Origin of the sequence: Mammaliicoccus fleurettii (assembly GCF_002018435.1) — a bacterium.
GTDB classification, from domain to species: domain Bacteria; phylum Bacillota; class Bacilli; order Staphylococcales; family Staphylococcaceae; genus Mammaliicoccus; species Mammaliicoccus fleurettii.
Genome location: NZ_MWJM01000004.1, coordinates 1 through 18,400 on the forward strand (window position 1 = coordinate 1; position 18,400 = coordinate 18,400).

Below are 18,400 nucleotides of genomic sequence, written 5' to 3' on the forward strand. Positions count from 1 at the left end.
ACTTTCCCTAATTTAGACTCTGCTTTTAGATTAATTGGTGCTGTACTTATGGATATCCAAGAAAATTTTGATAGTTCAAAACGACCTTTTATTACTTAGAATTACTACTAATTTTTTTTAAAAATTAGTAGAGATTAACAAAATATATCAGCTAAAAACCAAGCAGATATATTTTGTTAATACCCTAGAAAAACCAAAGGTTGATTACATCTAAAGATATTACACAAAATTATGGACTTGACTCTCTTATCAGCAATTTTGCCTAAATCTGCTTTTAACGTACCCCTTATCAGCAATTTTACTTAGAATTGCTTTTAACGTACCCCTTATCAGCAATTTTACTTAGAATTGCTTTTAACGTACCTCTTATCAGCAATTTTGCCTAGAATTACTTTTAACACACTCCTTATCAGCAATTTTACTTAGAATTGCTTTTTACGCACCCCTTATCAGCAATTTTACATGGAATTGCTTTTAACGTAACACTTATAAATATAACAGCAGAAAGAATATGTATAAAATAGATATTTCCAACGATTTTGTAAGTGCTGACGCCTGAGGGAATAGTATGCGTGAGAGACTACAGGCTCGAGCCATACCCCTAAGCAAGCATGAACTTTACAAAATCGTAATAAAAAAAAATAAGCATATCACTATAAAACTGAAGAATTCAGTTAAGTGATATGCTTATTTATTTTGAGTTAGGATATATGCCCAAGCTCCATTTTATAATAAAATCTACTTCTAATATTACATTTTTCTTACTAATTTAATTAATACATATTGTAAAGGTAATCTGCCCCACAATGCCCATTTTGGTAATGTCTTACCGTTTAAAGGAATATTTTTTTGTGCCATATAAACATTTGCTGGGAATACTGCTACTAAAAACCATTCGATTAGTTTTTTAGTAAGTTCACTTGGCTTTTTCAATATTAATTGTAACCCAAATACTATTTCTATTACGCCTGACACCCAAACAACCAATCTTTTTAATGGCAGGAAATGAGGTACAATTGCTTCAAAACCTTTTGATCTTACAAAGTGCATAACACCAGCAAAAGTAAATACTATCCCAAATAATCGTCTAAACAAGGACATTATTCAATACCCATCTCTTTTAAATAACTTTTGCCAAATTTAGGTAAAGTTACTTTAAAGTTATCAGCAATTGTTGCTCCGATTGAACTGAATGTTGTGTCTCCTGATAATTCACGATAATCATTTATACTTGGGCTAAACATTAATAATGGAACATATTCACGTGTATGATCTGTACCAGGTGCAGTTGGATCATTACCATGGTCTGCAGTGATGACTACTAAATCATCTTCATTTAATACAGATTGTAATTCTTCAAGTCGGTTATCAAAATCTTTAATTGCTTGAGCATAACCTTCTTTATTTCTTCTATGACCATATAATGCATCAAAATCAACTAAGTTTAAGAAACTGATTCCAGTGAAATCACTTTTAACTACTTCAATTAATTTATCCATGCCATCCATGTTATCTTTTGTTCTAATAGCTTTCGTAACACCTTCACCATCATATATATCATTGATTTTACCAATAGCTATAACATCATAATTAGCATCTTTTAAAGTGTTCATAACTGTTTCTCCAAATGGTTTCAATGCATAGTCATGTCTATTAGATGTTCTTGTGAAATTACCTGGCTCTCCTACATATGGTCGAGCTATAATTCTACCTATTAAATATTTAGGATCTTTTGTTAATTCTCTAACTTTTTCACAAATATCGTATAACTCTTCTAATGGAATAATATCTTCATGAGCTGCAATTTGTAATACTGGGTCTGCTGAAGTATAAACAATTAAGTCTCCTGTTTCCATTTGATGTTTACCATATTCATCAATAATTTCTGTACCTGATGCAGGTTTATTAGCAACAACTTTTCTACCTGTCATTGTTTCAATTTCTTTTACTAATTCTTCCGGAAAACCTTCTGGATAAACTTTAAATGGTTTATCGATATTTAGCCCCATGATTTCCCAATGTCCTGTCATTGTGTCTTTACCAACAGAAGCTTCACTTAATTTAGTATAAAAAGCTTCTGGATGATCTACTTTATTAACAACTGGTAATTTAGCGATATTACCTAGTCCTAATTTTTCTAAGTTTGGTAAATTTTCATTAAAACCTTCTAGTGTATGTTTTAATGTATGTGAACCTTCATCACCAAAGGCTTTAGCATCTGGTGCTTCACCTATTCCTACTGAATCCATTACAATTAAATGAATACGTTTAAAACGGTTTGTCATTTGACTCACTCCTAGTCTGTAATCACTTTATGGATTAAAGTTGGTTGAACTTGTTCATCAGAAATTGTGATGTTTTCTAAAATTTTAGACTCTACAGCTTTAACATCTTTATTATTTGCATAAATAGTTACTAATGATTCACCTTTTTCAACTTTATCTCCAACTTTTTTATTTAATACTAAACCGACTGCCAAGTCAATTATATCATCCTTTGTTGCTCTTCCTGCACCTAAAAGCATTGAAGCAACTCCAATTTCATCAGCTACAATATGAGATACATAACCCGCTTCTTTAGCTTCAACTTCAAATTTGTATTGAGCTTGTGGTAATTTAGATAAGTCATCAACAACTGAACCGTCTCCACCTTGGTTTTCAAGGAAGACTTTAAACTTCTCTAAAGCTTTACCATTTTTAATTACTTCTAACAGCTTTTCTCTCGCTTCTTCTAAAGTTTCTGCTTTATTACCTAATACAACCATTTGTGAACCTAAAGTTAATACAAGTTCAGTTAAGTCTTCTGGACCTTCGCCTTTTAATGTTTCAATTGCTTCTTTCACTTCTAATCCATTACCAATTGCTCTTCCTAACGGTTGACTCATATCTGAAATAATTGCCATTGTATTTCTGCCTACGTTATTTCCGATTTTGACCATTGCATGCGCAAGTAATTCTGAATCTTCAATTGTCTTCATAAAAGCACCAGCACCAGTTTTAACATCTAGTACAATAGCATCTGCTCCAGCAGCAATTTTTTTACTCATTATTGATGAAGCGATTAGTGGAATAGAGTTAACTGTTCCAGTTACATCTCTTAATCCGTAAAGTTTTTTATCTGCTGGTGTTAAATTACCTGTTTGCCCGATAACTGCAACTTTATCTTTATTTACTAAATTGATAAACTCTTGTTCAGTTATTTCTACATGGAAACCTTCAACTGCTTCTAACTTATCGATTGTACCACCAGTGTGTCCTAAACCGCGTCCACTCATTTTAGCTACTGGTACATCAAGTGCTGCTACTAATGGTGCTAACACAAGTGTAGTCGTATCACCTACACCGCCTGTAGAATGCTTATCAACTTTGATGCCTTCAATTTCTGATAAATCAATTTGATCGCCTGATTCAACCATTTCCATCGTTAAATTAGCACGTTCATCATCTGTCATATCTTGAAAATAAATTGCCATTGCTAAACTTGATGCTTGATAATCAGGTATTTCTCCCGAAGTATACCCTTTAATAAAAAACTTGATTTCTTCTTTAGATAATTCGTTCCCGTCACGTTTCTTTGCAATTATGTCTACCATTCTCATAGTTATTACCCTCCTGTTTATAAATGAATACGCTTACGTATGTTTCAAAATATAAAAGGTACTATATAGTACCCTTTATATTAATAGTCTGAATCTGATGTTTCACCTTTTAAAATTTTCACACCAGCTGAAGCACCTATACGTGTTGCACCATTATCAATCATAGTTTTCACATCTTCGTATGAACGGATACCACCTGAAGCTTTAACACCTAAATCTGGACCTACTGTTTCTCTCATCAATTTAATATCTTCTGCAGTTGCACCGCCAGTTGAGAAACCAGTTGATGTTTTTACAAAGTCAGCACCTGCTGCTACTGCTAATTCACAAGCTCTAACTTTTTCTGCTTCTGTTAATAAAGACGTTTCAATAATAACTTTAGTTGTTACACCATTAGCTGCTGAAACTACACTTTCAATATCTTTTTTAACATCTTCATCTCTGCCATCTTTCAATGCACCAATGTTAATAACCATATCTACTTCGTTAGCACCTTTTTTAATTGCATCTTCTGTTTCGAAAGCTTTCACTTCACTAGTAGTAGCACCAAGTGGGAATCCAATTACTGTACAAACGAGTACATCTGAACCTTCTAGCACTTCTTTGGCATGTGCAACATGAGTTGGATTAACACATACTGATTTGAAACCATGTTCCTTTGCTTCTTCTAATAAAGCATCAATTTGTTCCATAGTTGTATCTGGTTTTAAAGCTGTGTGATCGATATATTTAGCTAATGACATATTAAGTCCTCCTAATATTTTTATATTAATTTCATTATAAATGACATGTGAACATTTGTAAAACGATAAGAGAAAATTTGTTCATCAATCTATTAATGCTTGTGCAGTGTATTGATCAGTAATCAAAATATTGCTTAATTGACCTTCAAGTGCACCTCTAATTGATTCTATTTTATGCTCACCCCCAGCAACCAATACAGTATTTTCAATTTCTTTCAATGCATCAAGACCTATACCAATTGTTCTATTGTTAATTGCTTCATCAGCAACTTCACCTGTATTGTTATAAAACCTTGAACATATATCTCCTACTGCTGACTTCTTGAGTCTTGTTTTCTCTTCTTCATTTAAAAATCCAAGTTTAAATAATAGGGATGAATCTCTCACAGTTCCAACTGTGAAAATAGCTATGTCAACTTGTCTACCTTGTTCTAAAATTGATTTGATGTGTCTATCTTTTTCAACCATATCTTTCACTTCTTTGACATCAAATATTACAGGTAATGGTAAATCACGTGGAGTCGCATTATAAGCTTGTGCAAATCTTTCAAGTATTTGATGACTTCGCGTATCTACGTGTGAAAAGCTGATTCCCCCTTTCAACTGTATGATGCCTATATCTTTCAAATGACTTTGCTCTAAATATTGAGACACTTGATACATCGTTTTACCCCAACTAATGCCAATTTTATCTCCACTTTTCACAATTTGAGTTAAATATTCTGCAGTTCTTTTACCAATTGCACTTTGTATATTTAAATAATCATTGTATGATGCATGTTGAACGATACAATCCTTTAAATTATATTTCGACTTTATGAGTGAGGCTAAACTTTCAGCATCTTCATATGGGTCATCTATCTTAACCGTTACAAATCCATGATCTTTCGCATGATTTAATAATCTTGATACTGTAGGTCTTGAAATATCCATCTTTTTAGCTATTGCTTCTTGACTCATTCCTTCTTGATAATAGAGCTTTGCAATTTTGATACTATCTTTATTCTTTTGTAAATCCATCCCTATTCACCACTTTCTTTCACTCTTATCGTACAAAAATTCGCAAAAAATTGAAACAAATGTTATCTTTAAAATGAAAAAACTTTTATATTAGAAGGAGAAGATAGTTATGACTCAAGGGACACCACATATTCAACCAAATGGTGTGAAAATTGCAAAAACAGTACTAATGCCAGGGGATCCATTACGTGCTAAATTTATCGCTGAAAATTTCTTAGAAAATGTTGAACAATTTAATGATGTAAGAAACATGTTAGGTTACACAGGAACTTATAAAGGAAAAGAAGTATCTGTAATGGGTTCAGGTATGGGAATTGCTTCAATTGGTATTTATTCATACGAACTATATAATTTCTTTGATGTAGATACAATTATTAGAATTGGTTCATGTGGTGCGATGCAAGAAGATATCAACTTATATGATATTATTATTGCTCAAGGCGCTTCTACTAATTCACACTATGTTGATCAATTCAACATTCCTGGTTATTTCGCTCCAATTGCAGATTTCGGATTAGTTGCAAATGCTAAAAACAAAGCAGACGAAATCGGTGCAACAACTCATGTTGGAAATATTTTATCAAGTGACATTTTCTACAATGCTGATACAGAAGTAACGAGCAAATGGTCTAGATTAGGTATCCTAGGTGTAGAAATGGAATCTGCTGGATTATATGTAAACGCAGCAGCAGCAGGTAAAAAAGCTTTAGGTATCTTTACAGTAAGTGATCATTTACTAAGAGACGAAGCTACAACTGCAGAAGAAAGACAAAACTCTTTCACACAAATGATGGAAGTTGCTTTAGAAATAGCTGAATAATAAATAAAAGTGGCTGGACAAATTAATTGTCTCAGCCACTTTTATTTTATGCCGCATGCTTCTGCTACGACTTCTACGATATGTTTTACTTTAATTTTTTCTTCTAATCCTTCATTTTTTACACCTAACAACATTTGTAGGTGACATCCTGGATTAGATGTAATAATTAATTGCGGTTCTACTTCTGCAACATGCGTCATTTTTCTATCTAATATTTCCATTGATGCTTCATAATTTACAATATTATATATACCTGCAGAACCACAACAAATATCTTTTTCTGGTAAAATTTTATATTCTAGTCCTTTAATTTGCTGAATAATTTTCTCTGGTTCATTAAATACATGTTGAACGTTTTGTAAGTGACATGATGGTTGATAAGTTGCTCTAGTATGGATTGGTACATCTAAATTCAACTCAATATCATCTAAAATGACAGATATATCTCTTACTTTATTAACAAATACTTCTGCTCTATCTTTCCACTCTTCATCATTGCTCAATAAATGATCATATTCTATTAAAGATGCCCCACAACCTCCAATAGCATTTACATAATAATCTACATCATATTTTTCAAGTGCTTCTATATTTAGTTTAGCTAATTTTTTTGATTTTTCCATTTCACCTGCATGATGTTGAAGTGCGCCACAGCATGTTTGCTGTTTAATTTCTACAACTTGAATATCATGTGCTTCTAATATTTTTATTGCTAAATCATTAATATTTGAGAAAAATGCATCCATCATACAACCTCTAAAGAATCCAACTGTCGTTTTCTTAGTTCTAAATGGATTTTGTATATTAGTCTTTTCTTTTTTAACGGGTGGTAATATCGATGCCATTTTTCCTAGTCTTTCAGGCAATACATCCAATGCTTTTGTCTTACTTATAATTGTAGATATTAATGGTGAATGATACAATTTCAAACCTTTATACATGGCGTCTAACATATAATTACGTTCTAAAAATATAGACATTAATTGAGTGTCTAATTTTTTATTTCTGTTTTCTCTTAATACTTCAACCGCAGATTCATAAATATCACCATACTGTACATTAGTTGGACAAACCGTTTCACATTGTCTACATCCTAAGCATAAATCTATAGCTTCTTCTAAATCTTTTAACTCTGCTTTTCCTTCTACAGCATACTTAACTAAATTAATTCTGCCGCGTGGCGAATGTTTTTCTTCTTTCATCGTTAAATATGTAGGACAAGATGGTAAACAAAATCCACACTGAACACAATCAAAAGTCGCATCATATTCCAATTTATCAATTAAATTAATCGTCATGGACTAACACAAACCTTTCATTCTCGTCTGGGAATATTTTGCCTGGATTCAAACGATTATTTGGATCTAATGCTTCTTTTACATCTTTCATAAATTTCATACCCGCTTCATCAAATTCATTGTACATAAACGGTTTTTTAAATAATCCAATGCCATGTTCTCCACTTAATGTGCCACCTAATTTTAATGCAGCTTTAAATATTTCAGCAACTGCTTCTTCAGCACGTTTCATTTCTTCAGGTTTGCGTTTATCAGTAATAATATTTGGGTGTAAGTTACCATCACCGGCATGACCAAATACAACTAAATTTAAATCATAAGTTTGTCTTATTCTTTCTATTTCTTCAAAAAATGCAGGTATTTGGCTAACTGGTACGCTCGTATCTTCGCTAATTTTAGTAGGACCAAATTTTACAATCGCAGGTGATACAAGCTTTCTCACTTCCCATAATTCTGATGCTTGTTTCTCATTTTGCGCAATGAGCACCTTACATCCAGGTAATTCTGCACACGTTTCTTCAATTATTCTCATCTCTGCTTCTAAAGCTAAAGGATGTCCATCCAATTCTACTAATAATACTGATTCAGAATCAGCAGTTACATTCTCAATTGGATGTGTTGATAAAACTGCATCAACACAATATTTGTCCATTATCTCAATTTTAGAAGGTAATATACCAGATCTTAAAATTTTAGAAACAGCTTTTCCAGATGTAATAAAATCATCAAACTGCAGCATAGCTGTCTTAGTATCTATCGGTTTAGGAATTAGTTGTAAAGTAGCTTTAGTAATAATACCTAGTGTTCCTTCCGAACCTACAATTAATTTAGTCATATCATAGCCTGTTACATTTTTTACAGTACGACCCCCACAATGAATCACATCTCCATTTGCCGTTACGACTTCTAATCCTACAACGTAATCTTTCGTTACACCGTATTTTAAACATCTCGGTCCACCAGCATTTTCAGCTAAATTTCCACCGATTGTAGATACTCTAGAACTTGAAGGATCAGGTGGATACATTAGCCCATACGATTCAGCTACTTTATGAATCTTTTCAGTTATAACACCTGGTGAAACTTCCATCATTAAGTCATTCTCATAAACTGTTATTTCATTGTCCCACCTTGAGAAATCGAGCACAATACCACCATATACAGCAAGCGGACCCCCACTCAAGCTCGTACCACTTCCTCTTGGATAAATTGGGACATCATATCGATTACACAATTTAACAATATGAACAACTTCCTCCGTAGACATAGGCTGACAAATAATATCAGGCATAAACTCTCCGAAAGAAGCATCAAAACTATAACTTGAAAGATCAGCAACTTCTTTAGAAACACGACCATCATCCATATGTTTCTTTAAAGCTTCATAGAGCTCCTCCATGTTATCCCCCCTGTATAAAAAATTATTATTCTATTAATGATATCACTGTTTTTTATAATTTTCATTTCAATTGAATGCGGTTACAAAATATGTAATGAAAAAGAGTGGACCAAGAATGTCTTATATAAGACATTCACACTTCTTTCGACTTGTGTGAATATGGATGCCCTTGCTTACACTTCTCTCAACTTGTGTGAATATGGCTATCCTTGTTTACACTTCTTTCGACTTGTGTGAATATGGATATCCTTGCTTACACTTCTCTCGACTTGTGTGAATATGGCTACTCTTAGTCACACTTCTTCCGGCTTGTGTGAATATGGCTATCTTTGATTACACTTCTTTCGACTTGTGTGAATATGACTACTCTTAGTCACACTTCTTCCGGCTTGTGTGAATATGGCTATCTTTGCTTACACTTCTTTCGACTTGTGTGAATATGGCTATCTTTGATTACACTTCTTCCAGCTTGTGTGAATATGACTATCCTTGCTTACACTTCTTTCGACTTGTGTGAATATGGATATCCTTGTTTACACTTCTCTCGACTTGTGTGAATATGACTACTCTTAGTCACACTTCTTTCGACTTGTGTGAATATATATGACCTATAAAAAAAGCTGAGACAATTAATTTGTCTCAGCTTTTTGAATACACTCTTTTAACTAATATACGATTTTATTAATGATTAACCTAAGAATGATTTTAACATCCAGTTATGTTTTTCAAGACTTGTTACCATAGCTAATAACATATCACCTGTCATGTCATCGTCTAATTTTTCTGCTAATTGGATGCCTTCTTCTAGTTGTGCAATTACTGTTGTAAAGTCTTTAGATAATTGTTCAACCATTTGATTAGCTGTTAAGTTTTTCTCAGCTTCTTCAATTACTGACCATTCTAATGCTTCTTTCAATGTTGCTATTGGATTACCTTGTATTGCTAATATACGCTCAGCTAAGTCGTCTATATATACGCTTGCTTCATTATATAATTCTTCAAATTTTGCATGTAGTGAGAAGAAGTTTGGTCCTTTAACATACCAATGATAATTGTGGAGTTTAGTATATAATACTGTCCACTCTGCTACTTGTTTGTTTAATACTTCGATTACTTCTTTATTGTTTGTCATTAATTTCCACTCCTCTAAAATTAATATCCTTGATTACAATAATTATTATATTATAATCATTATAATCTGTCAACGTTTTATACCTAGTTATTTATAATTATTATAAATAAGGAAAAGAGAGAAAAAAAGAAGGTATAACCTTTATTAGGCTAATACCTTCTTTCCAAATGGATAAACATTTATTTAGCTTTTTCAAGTGTTAGTGGTACTTTAATTTCTTTGTCGACTTTCTTACCATCCATCAGTTTGATGATAGAGTCTACAGAAGCTTTACCCATTTTATCTGGTTGTTGTGCGACTGTAGCATCAAGTTTACCACTTTTAATTGATTTCATTGCATCTTCATTACCATCAAATCCAACGACAATGATATCTTTATCTCCAATAGCTTCTATTGCACCAAGCGCCATTTCATCATTATGTGAGAAAATTACTTCTACATCTGGATGTGCTTGTAAAATATTTTGAGTTACATTCAATCCTTCTGCACGATCAAATTTAGCACTTTGCTTAGCAATAACATCAAGTGATTTGTCTGCTACATCATGGAAACCTTTACCTCTTTCTCTTGTTGCACTAGCTCCTGGTACACCTTCTAATTCAGCTACTTTAGCCTTTTTACCAAGTTCATCTAGAATAAATTGACCACCCATTTTACCACCTTCTACATTATCAGAAGCGATAAATGTAGCGACATCTCCTTTATCAACAGATCTGTCTAAAGTAATTACTGGAATACCTTCATTGTTAGCTGATTGCACTGAACTTGAAATAGCACTTGAATCAGTTGGATTGACAACTAAATAGTCAACTTGTTGCTGAACTAAATCTTCTATATCATTAGTTTGCTTAGCTGAATCATCTCTAGCATCTACTACTTTAACTTTCATACCTTGTTTCTTCGCTTCTTTTTCAATACCATCTTTAATAGAAACAAAGAATGGATTATTCAATGTTGAAACACTTACCCCAATTGTAACTTCTGATTTCTTTTTATTTGTCTTTCCTTGATTACCTTTTTTCAATGGTGATTCAAGTGAACATGCTGATAAAAATAATATGGTAGTCATTAACAGGATTAAAATTTTCTTCATTTGTTTCTCCTCACTTTAATTGATTATTTTTTTCTATCGATTAAGACTGCTATTAAAATAACAATACCTTTTACAACTTGTTGATAGAACGATGATACACCTAGTAAATTTAATCCATTATTAAGTACACCAATAATAAGCACACCAATTAGTGTTCCTACGATACGACCTTTACCTCCAGTTAAAGAAGTTCCGCCTAATACCACTGCAGCAATAGCATCTAATTCGTATGATGTACCTGCAGTTGGTTGAGCTGAATTTAAACGTGAAGTTAAAATTGCACCAGCTAATGCTGACATTAAACCTGAAATACCATAGATTAAAATTTTCACTCTATTTACTTTAATACCAGAAATTTTTGAAGCTACTTCATTCCCCCCGATAGCATATGTATGTCTACCGAATGTTGTCTTTTGTAAAATAATTGCTAATACGATAAATACAATGATCATTGTGACTGCTGGTACTGGAATTCCGAAAAAGTAACCTTTACCAAACAGTTGGAACATATAACTGTCGCCTAAACTTGTTATTGGATTACCATCTGTTACAACGAGCGTTAAGCCTCTAAATATAGTCATAGTAGCAAGTGTTGCAATAAATGGTGCCATGCTACCGAATGTTACTAATATTCCATTAAATACACCTAATAAGAATCCACCTAGCACCCCAACTATGAGTGCAACTATTGGATCTAAACCGCTTGTAATTAAAATGGCTGTGAAAGCACTTGATAAAGCAAGTATAGAACCGACAGATAAGTCAATTCCACCAGTTAGAATAACAAATGTCATACCAAATGCTATTAACCCGTTAATAGAAACTTGTCGTAATAAGTTCAATAGGTTAGATAAATCTAAAAATGCTGAGTTCATAATACTAATTACTACTATTAATAAGATAAGTCCTATAAATGGAATGATTTTTTCGACAAAAGATGTCTTAGCTGTGATTTGTTGCATGTAATTCCCCTCCTGTAGCTAACGTCATAATATTTTCTTCTGTAATATATTCGTGTTCAACTTCACCTTTAATGCTACCCTCTTGAACAACAATCACGCGATCACTCATACCGATTACTTCAGGAAGTTCTGAAGATATCATAATAATTGAAACACCACGTTCAGTTAATTCATTCATCAGTTGATAAATTTCTCTTTTCGCACCAACATCAATACCTCTAGTCGGTTCATCTAAAATCAATATTTGAGCTCCTGTGCCAATCCATTTTGCTAACACGACTTTTTGTTGATTACCACCTGAAAGTGATGAAACAAGTGCTTTGCGATCAGTCTTAATATTTAGTCTTTTACTAATTTGGTCTGCAAATACATGTGTTGATTGCTCTTTAATAAAGCCTTTATTTGAAAAACTTTTCAATGACGGTAATACCATATTATGTTCAATTGAGAAATCTAGAATTAATCCTTCGTCTTTTCTATTTTCTGTAATTAAACCTAAACCGTGTTTCATTGCATCTTCCGGTGTTTTTATGGAAACGGATTTGCCTTTAATTTCAATATCTTTATGGCCTTTATCTATTCCGAATAGACTTCTCATAATTTCTGTTCTTCCAGCACCCATTAAACCACTAAACCCAAGTATTTCACCTTGTTTCAATGAAAACGATATATCTTTAATACCTTGTACATCATTACTGAGTGACTTCACTTCCATAACAGTTTCACCTGGTGTCACAGTTCTTTTTGGAAATTGTTCAGTTAAATCTCTGCCCACCATTGACTTAACAATTTCATCATAATTTGTATCTTTAGTCTCTTTATACAATACGGTTTTACCATCTCTCATCACTGTTATTTCATCTGAAATCTCAAATATTTCTGCCATTCTATGAGAAATATATACAAATGAAACACCTTGCTTTTGTAGTGTCTTAATGAGTTTAAATAATTGTGTGATTTCTTTATCCGTCAAGGCGGCTGTTGGTTCATCCATGATAATTATTTTTGCATTTGTCATTAAAGCTTTAGCAATTTCAATCATTTGTTGTTCACCAATAGAACATTTGCCAGCAACTTTCTTTAATGAAATGTTGAAATTCAATTTTTCAAATACTTTTAAAGCTTCTTTTTTCATCTTTTTCTCATTTAAAATGCCAAACTTATTTTTCATTTCCTTACCGATAAATAAGTTTTCAAGTACAGTTAATTCTGGCCAAATATTTAGCTCTTGGTGAATAAATGTAATACCTGCATCTTCTGACATTTGCGCATCTTTATATTCTACGTTCTTATTTTGAAATTTAATTTCACCTTTATCTTTTGCATGAATACCTACAAGAATTTTCATCAATGTAGATTTTCCAGCACCATTTTCTCCCATAAGTGCATGGACAGAAGCTTCTTTAAGATTAAAGTCTACACCAGTTAATACTTTATTTTGGCCAAACGCTTTATGTATTCCAGCCATTTCTAACATAGAACCCCTCCTTTAAAATAAAACATCACTTTCTAAAATGACATTTGCAAATGGTGTTGCTTCTCCTGTTCGAATAATAGCAACTGTATTTCGTGTCATTTCTTTAAACTTCTCATGTGATATATATTCTTTTTCTACATCACTTTGATTAACTTTTTTTAAAAGCTCTGGATTATCAGATTTAATTTCTTCTGCAAAAATCATTTTTTGTACTGCCATATGTTCTAATACCAGTTCGTAAACGCTTTCAAAACTTGGTACACCAAAAGACAGTGCTAAATCTATTTTACGTACGCCTTTTGGTATAGGTAATCCACAATCTGCTATTACAATTCGATCAGTATGTCCAAGATCACTTAATACTTTTGATATTTCGCTGTTTAATATCCCTGTTTTATACATTCCATTCTCCTTTAATATCTTCTAACGTTGGCATTCCACCTTGAGCACCCATGCCCGTAACTGAATAACTTGCTGCTAAATTAGCAAACGCTAAAGCTTTTTCTAAGTTGTATTCTTTCTGTAATGCAACAGCAAACGCACCGTTAAATGTATCGCCAGCACCTGTTGTATCTTTTACATCACGTTTAAATCCATCTACTTGAACTTTTTCTTTACCATTATGATAAACAGCACCTTTATCACCTAAAGTTACAATCAATTTCATAGGATAAGCTGAAAGTGCATCATCTAAATCACCTTTGAACATTTCATCACTTTCTGTTTCATTTGGAGTTAAATAATCAACTTTTTCGATAATCGATTTATTGATTTCTCTATAAGGGGCTGGATTTAATATTGAAACTAAACCATTTTCTGAACAAAATTCTACGACATATTCAACCGTTTCACTCGGTATCTCTTGTTGTAGCAATACAATATCTCCTTCAGTTAAAGCTTCTAAATGTTTCTTTACAAAATCAGGCGTTACTTCATTATTTGCTGAAGGAACAACTATAATACTATTGTCTTGCTCTGATAAAGTAATATGTGCAGTACCAGATGGAACATGTGTAACGGGTTCCACACCATCCACAATAACATGATTATTTTTTAAATTTCCATATATTTCTTTACCAAAATCATCTTCACCAATTCTACCTACCATTTGTACTTTTTCACCTAATCTTGCTGCTGCAACTGCTTGATTAGCGCCTTTTCCTCCTGGTGTTGTAAAGAAATCGTCTCCTAAGATTGTTTCACCTTTACCTGGTCTTTTAGAAGCTGAAACGACTAAATCTATAGACATACTACCAATTACTGTTATCTTCTTCATATTAATCTCTCCTTGTTGATTGTCTTTCTACTAAAGTTACATCTAATACTTGATGATGTTCTCTTTTTTTACCTTCTAATTGCTTTATCAATTGCTGACATGCCTTTTTACCAATTAAATATGCAGGTTGATGTATCGTAGTTAAACTTGGCGAATACGTAATTGATAAAGGTATATCGTCATAACCTACAACTTGTATATCATTTGGTACATTGTAATTATAGTTATACAGTATGCTCATTACTTTAAATGCACCAACATCATTACTACAAATTATACTATCTATACTATATTCTTTAATCATATTAATTAATTCATCGTCAGATAGTTCTAGCTCATTTGCAGATATGTAATTTACTTTAGCGTGATCCAATACTGATTTAGCTCCATTAAATCTTTCTCTAAATGATTTATAATTTAAATTTTGTTCTAAAATGAGAACTGATTTAGCTTTTCCTTTAATTATCACTTCAGCTTGAAGCTGTCCGCCTTTAAGATGGTTCGTTTCTACAAATTCGTGATCTTCATATACACGATCTAATAATACAAATGGCATATTATAAGATTTAAAAGAATCAAATGTTTCCTTGCTTGAAAGTTGTGATGCTATAATGCCACTACAATTATGTACATTAAAAGTGTTTAAGTACGCAAGCTCTTTCTCATCATTACTATCACCATTGCCTAAAATAATATGATAGCCCTTAGCCATTGCTTCGTCTTCAACACCTCTTGCAACTACTGTAAAAAATGGATTACTAATATCAGGAAGTAACAAACCAATCATTTTAGACTTGCGTTTGTATAATGTCCTTGCTGTTTCATTTGGACTATAATTTAAATCTTGAATTGCTTTATCAATTTTATCTTGAGTTTCTTTTTTAACATAACCACTTTTGTTTAATGCTCTAGATACAGTTGCAACCGATACTCCTGCATATTGAGCAACTTGTTTAATTGTTGCCATACTTCAACTTCCTTTTGTGTAACCGTTTACACAAAAGGATACCACGCTCTAATTATTTATGCAATATCAATCTAAAAAATATTTTCTTTCTTCAATTGTTGGCAACTTACATTCATTTTTAAATTGTAAACTATGTCGAATTTTAGCAAATAAGTCATATCCTGCATTTCTAATAAATCTCGGAACAAATTTTAACGACCATCCAAGTAATTGATAATTTTTAATATTTTTTAATAAATGTATAACTGCATCTGATTTAATATATACATCTTTACCATCCACAACTACAATAGAATCTATATTTTTCAAATCTGGTCTTACATTAGCTAAATTCTTTCCATATTCTCCTTCTAATTGAGCAAACTGAAATCTAGAAGAAATCTTATGACCAATTAACCACATAACCGCTCTGTTACAATATCCACAATCACCATCATAATAAACAATAGCCATATCATTCACTCCTATATCTATTTCTTTAAAAGTAACACTTCATTATTACAAATAAAACCGAGACGAATTGTATCGTCTCGGTTTCTATTTATGTAGCTTTACTAAATTCTTTATATTCTTCTTCGTTAATAGAAATGACCTTAAATCCTATGTATCCAAATATTATCGATATAACTGGAACTGTATAATTGAACACTGCATACAAACCATATTCTAATACATTTACATTCAATGTTTGTGCGATAAATACACCACATGTATTCCATAAGAAGAATACCGAAGTAACAGTACCACCATCTTCTAATGCTCTAGATAAGTTTTTAGGATGTAATCTTCTATCTAAGAATGTTTTGATATACATTCTTGATGGAACTACAATCGATATGTATTGTTCTGAACATGAAGCATTTGTTCCTATACACGAAACAATAACTGATGCAATAAGACCGCCAGTTCCTTTGGCTACTTTCAATATTTGCGTGATAATCGATTTCAACATACCTGAATATTCAAGAATACCTCCGAATGTCATTGCAACAATCGTCATCGAAATGGTATAGAACATGGATTCTAATCCACCTCTATTAAATAATTCTTTTACTAAATCATTTTTAGAATCGAGTACATACCCTGTCTGTAGTGTTTGAACACTATCATGAAGACTTCCACCTTGTATAAAGATTTGTGATAAGAAACCTAATATAATACCTACTACAAGTGCAGGAATTGCTGGTACTTTTAATGCAACTAAAATTATAACGATAACTGGCACTATTAATAGCCAAGGTGAAATCGTGAAGTTATCTAACATTTCAGAGTTAATACCATCAATTTTTCCTTGATCCATATTAGAAACTGAAAATTGTTGTCCTAAAATAAAAAATACAATTAATGAAATGATTACTGCAGGTACGGTTGTATAAAACATATGTTTTATATGCTCAAATAAATCTGTACCCGTTAAACCAGCTGCTAAGTTTGTAGTGTCTGATAGAGGACTCATTTTATCGCCAAAGTAAGATCCTGAAATAATAGCACCAGCTATCATGCCAGCAGGTATATCCATACTCAAACCTATACCCATTCCAGCTACACCTACTGTTGCCATTGTTGACCAACTACTACCTATTGCTAATGAAACAATTGCACATATAACAGTTATCGTTACTAAAAATAAAGAAGGTGTTATTAATTTTAAGCCATAATAAATCATTGTGGCTACTATACCCCCACCTATCCATGCTCCGATAATTAATCCTACTAAAATTATAATGACAATAGCAGGTAAAGCTAATCTTATACCTTTATACATCATTTCTTCTATTTCTTTCCAACTAAAGCCATGATAAAAAGCTACGATCGCTGCTATTGCAGTACCTATCATAAGTGGAATATGTGGCGCTTGTTCTAATACAACTACTGTAAACAGCATACTAATAATCATAAACAAAAAAGGAACAACTGCCCAAATGAAACTTATATTATTCTTAGATAAAGACTCATTTTCCATCGAGAAACCTCCTTGGTAATTAAAGCGCTTACATTTCCAATTGTATTATTTTATTTTTATTTATTCAACACTATATTTACATGGACCTACAATAAATTTATAGGTCCATGTAAGTACATCATTATTAATCTTCTTTAAGCATTAACAATACTTCTTTCATTATTATATTAAACTCTTCTTTATATTCATCATTAAAACGTATTATAACAGCTCTTTCATCAGATTTTAATCGATTTTTTAATATATATTTTTTCTCAAATAGTCTCTTTATAGCACGAGCCGATTTATTTTGTTTTATATAACCTTTTTCGATTGCATCTTTAAGATGTACCTCTTCCACTTCATTCAACTTCATTAAGAAGAAAAATTCGTGTTTCTTTAGACCATACTTCTGTTCAATAACTAAAAAGATATTATCAATTTTATTTTGGTAGTCAAAGAATTCGGAACATGCTGTGATTGCCTCTGAATAAGATTGAGTCTTCATAGTCTGGACCTCCTAATTAATAGTTAATTAAATTATCTTAAAATAATTTTAACACAAAATTAAATAACATCAATATGGAATTTAATAAAATATTTGACATTTTATGTATTTTTTAGTGGTCAATTTGCCAACCGTTATGAGTTACTCACAAATTCTATATATGA

At 32.1% G+C, this 18,400-nt stretch carries 18 protein-coding genes; 1 reads left to right on the forward strand and 17 read right to left on the reverse strand.

What is annotated here, in order from left to right; all coding sequences use genetic code 11:
- Positions 1-750 precede the first annotated feature (750 nt).
- The 5 genes from B2G86_RS04210 to B2G86_RS04230 form a co-directional block, all read right to left on the reverse strand.
- Positions 751-1,101, reverse strand: coding sequence for a DoxX family protein (locus B2G86_RS04210; RefSeq protein WP_078356891.1), 351 nt, complete (start codon positions 1,099-1,101; stop codon positions 751-753).
- On the reverse strand, positions 1,101-2,285 hold the full coding sequence (deoB, locus tag B2G86_RS04215) for a phosphopentomutase (protein WP_078356892.1): 1,185 nt from the start codon (positions 2,283-2,285) through the stop codon (positions 1,101-1,103). Before deoB ends, B2G86_RS04210 begins: the two co-directional genes overlap by 1 nt.
- 11 nt (positions 2,286-2,296) lie before the next feature.
- On the reverse strand, positions 2,297-3,598 hold the full coding sequence (locus tag B2G86_RS04220; protein WP_078356893.1) for a pyrimidine-nucleoside phosphorylase: 1,302 nt from the start codon (positions 3,596-3,598) through the stop codon (positions 2,297-2,299).
- A gap of 80 nt (positions 3,599-3,678) precedes the next feature.
- Positions 3,679-4,341: a deoxyribose-phosphate aldolase gene (gene deoC, locus B2G86_RS04225; RefSeq protein ID WP_078356894.1), complete on the reverse strand. Its 663-nt coding sequence runs from the start codon at positions 4,339-4,341 to the stop codon at positions 3,679-3,681.
- 84 nt (positions 4,342-4,425) lie between these two features.
- Positions 4,426-5,361, reverse strand: a complete 936-nt coding sequence (locus B2G86_RS04230) for a sugar-binding transcriptional regulator (RefSeq protein ID WP_078356895.1) — start codon at positions 5,359-5,361, stop codon at positions 4,426-4,428.
- A gap of 109 nt (positions 5,362-5,470) precedes the next feature.
- Between B2G86_RS04230 and deoD the strand changes: the two genes are divergently transcribed.
- Positions 5,471-6,181: a purine-nucleoside phosphorylase gene (deoD, locus tag B2G86_RS04235; protein WP_078356896.1), complete on the forward strand. Its 711-nt coding sequence runs from the start codon at positions 5,471-5,473 to the stop codon at positions 6,179-6,181.
- Positions 6,182-6,222: 41 nt separating this feature from the next.
- Here the strand turns inward: deoD and B2G86_RS04240 are convergent, their stop codons facing one another.
- The 12 genes from B2G86_RS04240 to B2G86_RS04295 all read right to left on the reverse strand — a co-directional run bounded on the left by B2G86_RS04240 (position 6,223) and on the right by B2G86_RS04295 (position 18,236).
- On the reverse strand, positions 6,223-7,479 hold the full coding sequence (locus B2G86_RS04240) for a (Fe-S)-binding protein (RefSeq protein WP_078356897.1): 1,257 nt from the start codon (positions 7,477-7,479) through the stop codon (positions 6,223-6,225).
- The gene (locus tag B2G86_RS04245; RefSeq protein WP_078356898.1) at positions 7,469-8,878 is read right to left on the reverse strand and encodes an FAD-binding oxidoreductase; all 1,410 of its coding nucleotides are present in this window, start codon (positions 8,876-8,878) and stop codon (positions 7,469-7,471) included. The genes B2G86_RS04240 and B2G86_RS04245 overlap by 11 nt, the downstream gene beginning before the upstream one ends.
- Positions 8,879-9,566: 688 nt before the next feature.
- Positions 9,567-10,010, reverse strand: a complete 444-nt coding sequence (locus B2G86_RS04250) for a Dps family protein (protein ID WP_078356899.1) — start codon at positions 10,008-10,010, stop codon at positions 9,567-9,569.
- Between the two features lie 179 nt (positions 10,011-10,189).
- Complete coding sequence (locus B2G86_RS04255) at positions 10,190-11,104, reverse strand: D-ribose ABC transporter substrate-binding protein (RefSeq protein ID WP_078356900.1); 915 nt, start codon at positions 11,102-11,104, stop codon at positions 10,190-10,192.
- 23 nt (positions 11,105-11,127) lie between these two features.
- Positions 11,128-12,066 (reverse strand): ABC transporter permease, encoded by a 939-nt coding sequence (locus tag B2G86_RS04260; RefSeq protein WP_078356901.1) that lies wholly within the window; start codon positions 12,064-12,066, stop codon positions 11,128-11,130.
- A complete protein-coding gene (locus B2G86_RS04265) occupies positions 12,047-13,543 on the reverse strand; it encodes a sugar ABC transporter ATP-binding protein (RefSeq protein ID WP_078356902.1) in 1,497 nt (498 codons plus the stop codon). Before B2G86_RS04265 ends, B2G86_RS04260 begins: the two co-directional genes overlap by 20 nt.
- A gap of 12 nt (positions 13,544-13,555) precedes the next feature.
- On the reverse strand, positions 13,556-13,945 hold the full coding sequence (rbsD, locus tag B2G86_RS04270) for a D-ribose pyranase (RefSeq protein WP_078356903.1): 390 nt from the start codon (positions 13,943-13,945) through the stop codon (positions 13,556-13,558).
- Entirely contained in the window at positions 13,938-14,819 is an 882-nt protein-coding gene (gene rbsK, locus B2G86_RS04275; RefSeq protein WP_078356904.1) for a ribokinase, read from the reverse strand. Before rbsK ends, rbsD begins: the two co-directional genes overlap by 8 nt.
- Position 14,820: 1 nt before the next feature.
- Positions 14,821-15,786, reverse strand: a complete 966-nt coding sequence (locus tag B2G86_RS04280) for a LacI family DNA-binding transcriptional regulator (protein WP_078356905.1) — start codon at positions 15,784-15,786, stop codon at positions 14,821-14,823.
- Positions 15,787-15,852: 66 nt separating this feature from the next.
- Positions 15,853-16,239, reverse strand: a complete 387-nt coding sequence (locus tag B2G86_RS04285) for a thiol-disulfide oxidoreductase DCC family protein (protein ID WP_078356906.1) — start codon at positions 16,237-16,239, stop codon at positions 15,853-15,855.
- 88 nt (positions 16,240-16,327) lie between these two features.
- A complete protein-coding gene (gene nhaC, locus B2G86_RS04290) occupies positions 16,328-17,749 on the reverse strand; it encodes a Na+/H+ antiporter NhaC (protein ID WP_078356907.1) in 1,422 nt (473 codons plus the stop codon).
- Between the two features lie 124 nt (positions 17,750-17,873).
- The gene (locus tag B2G86_RS04295) at positions 17,874-18,236 is read right to left on the reverse strand and encodes a transcriptional regulator, SarA/Rot family (protein ID WP_078356908.1); all 363 of its coding nucleotides are present in this window, start codon (positions 18,234-18,236) and stop codon (positions 17,874-17,876) included.
- Positions 18,237-18,400 lie beyond the last annotated feature (164 nt).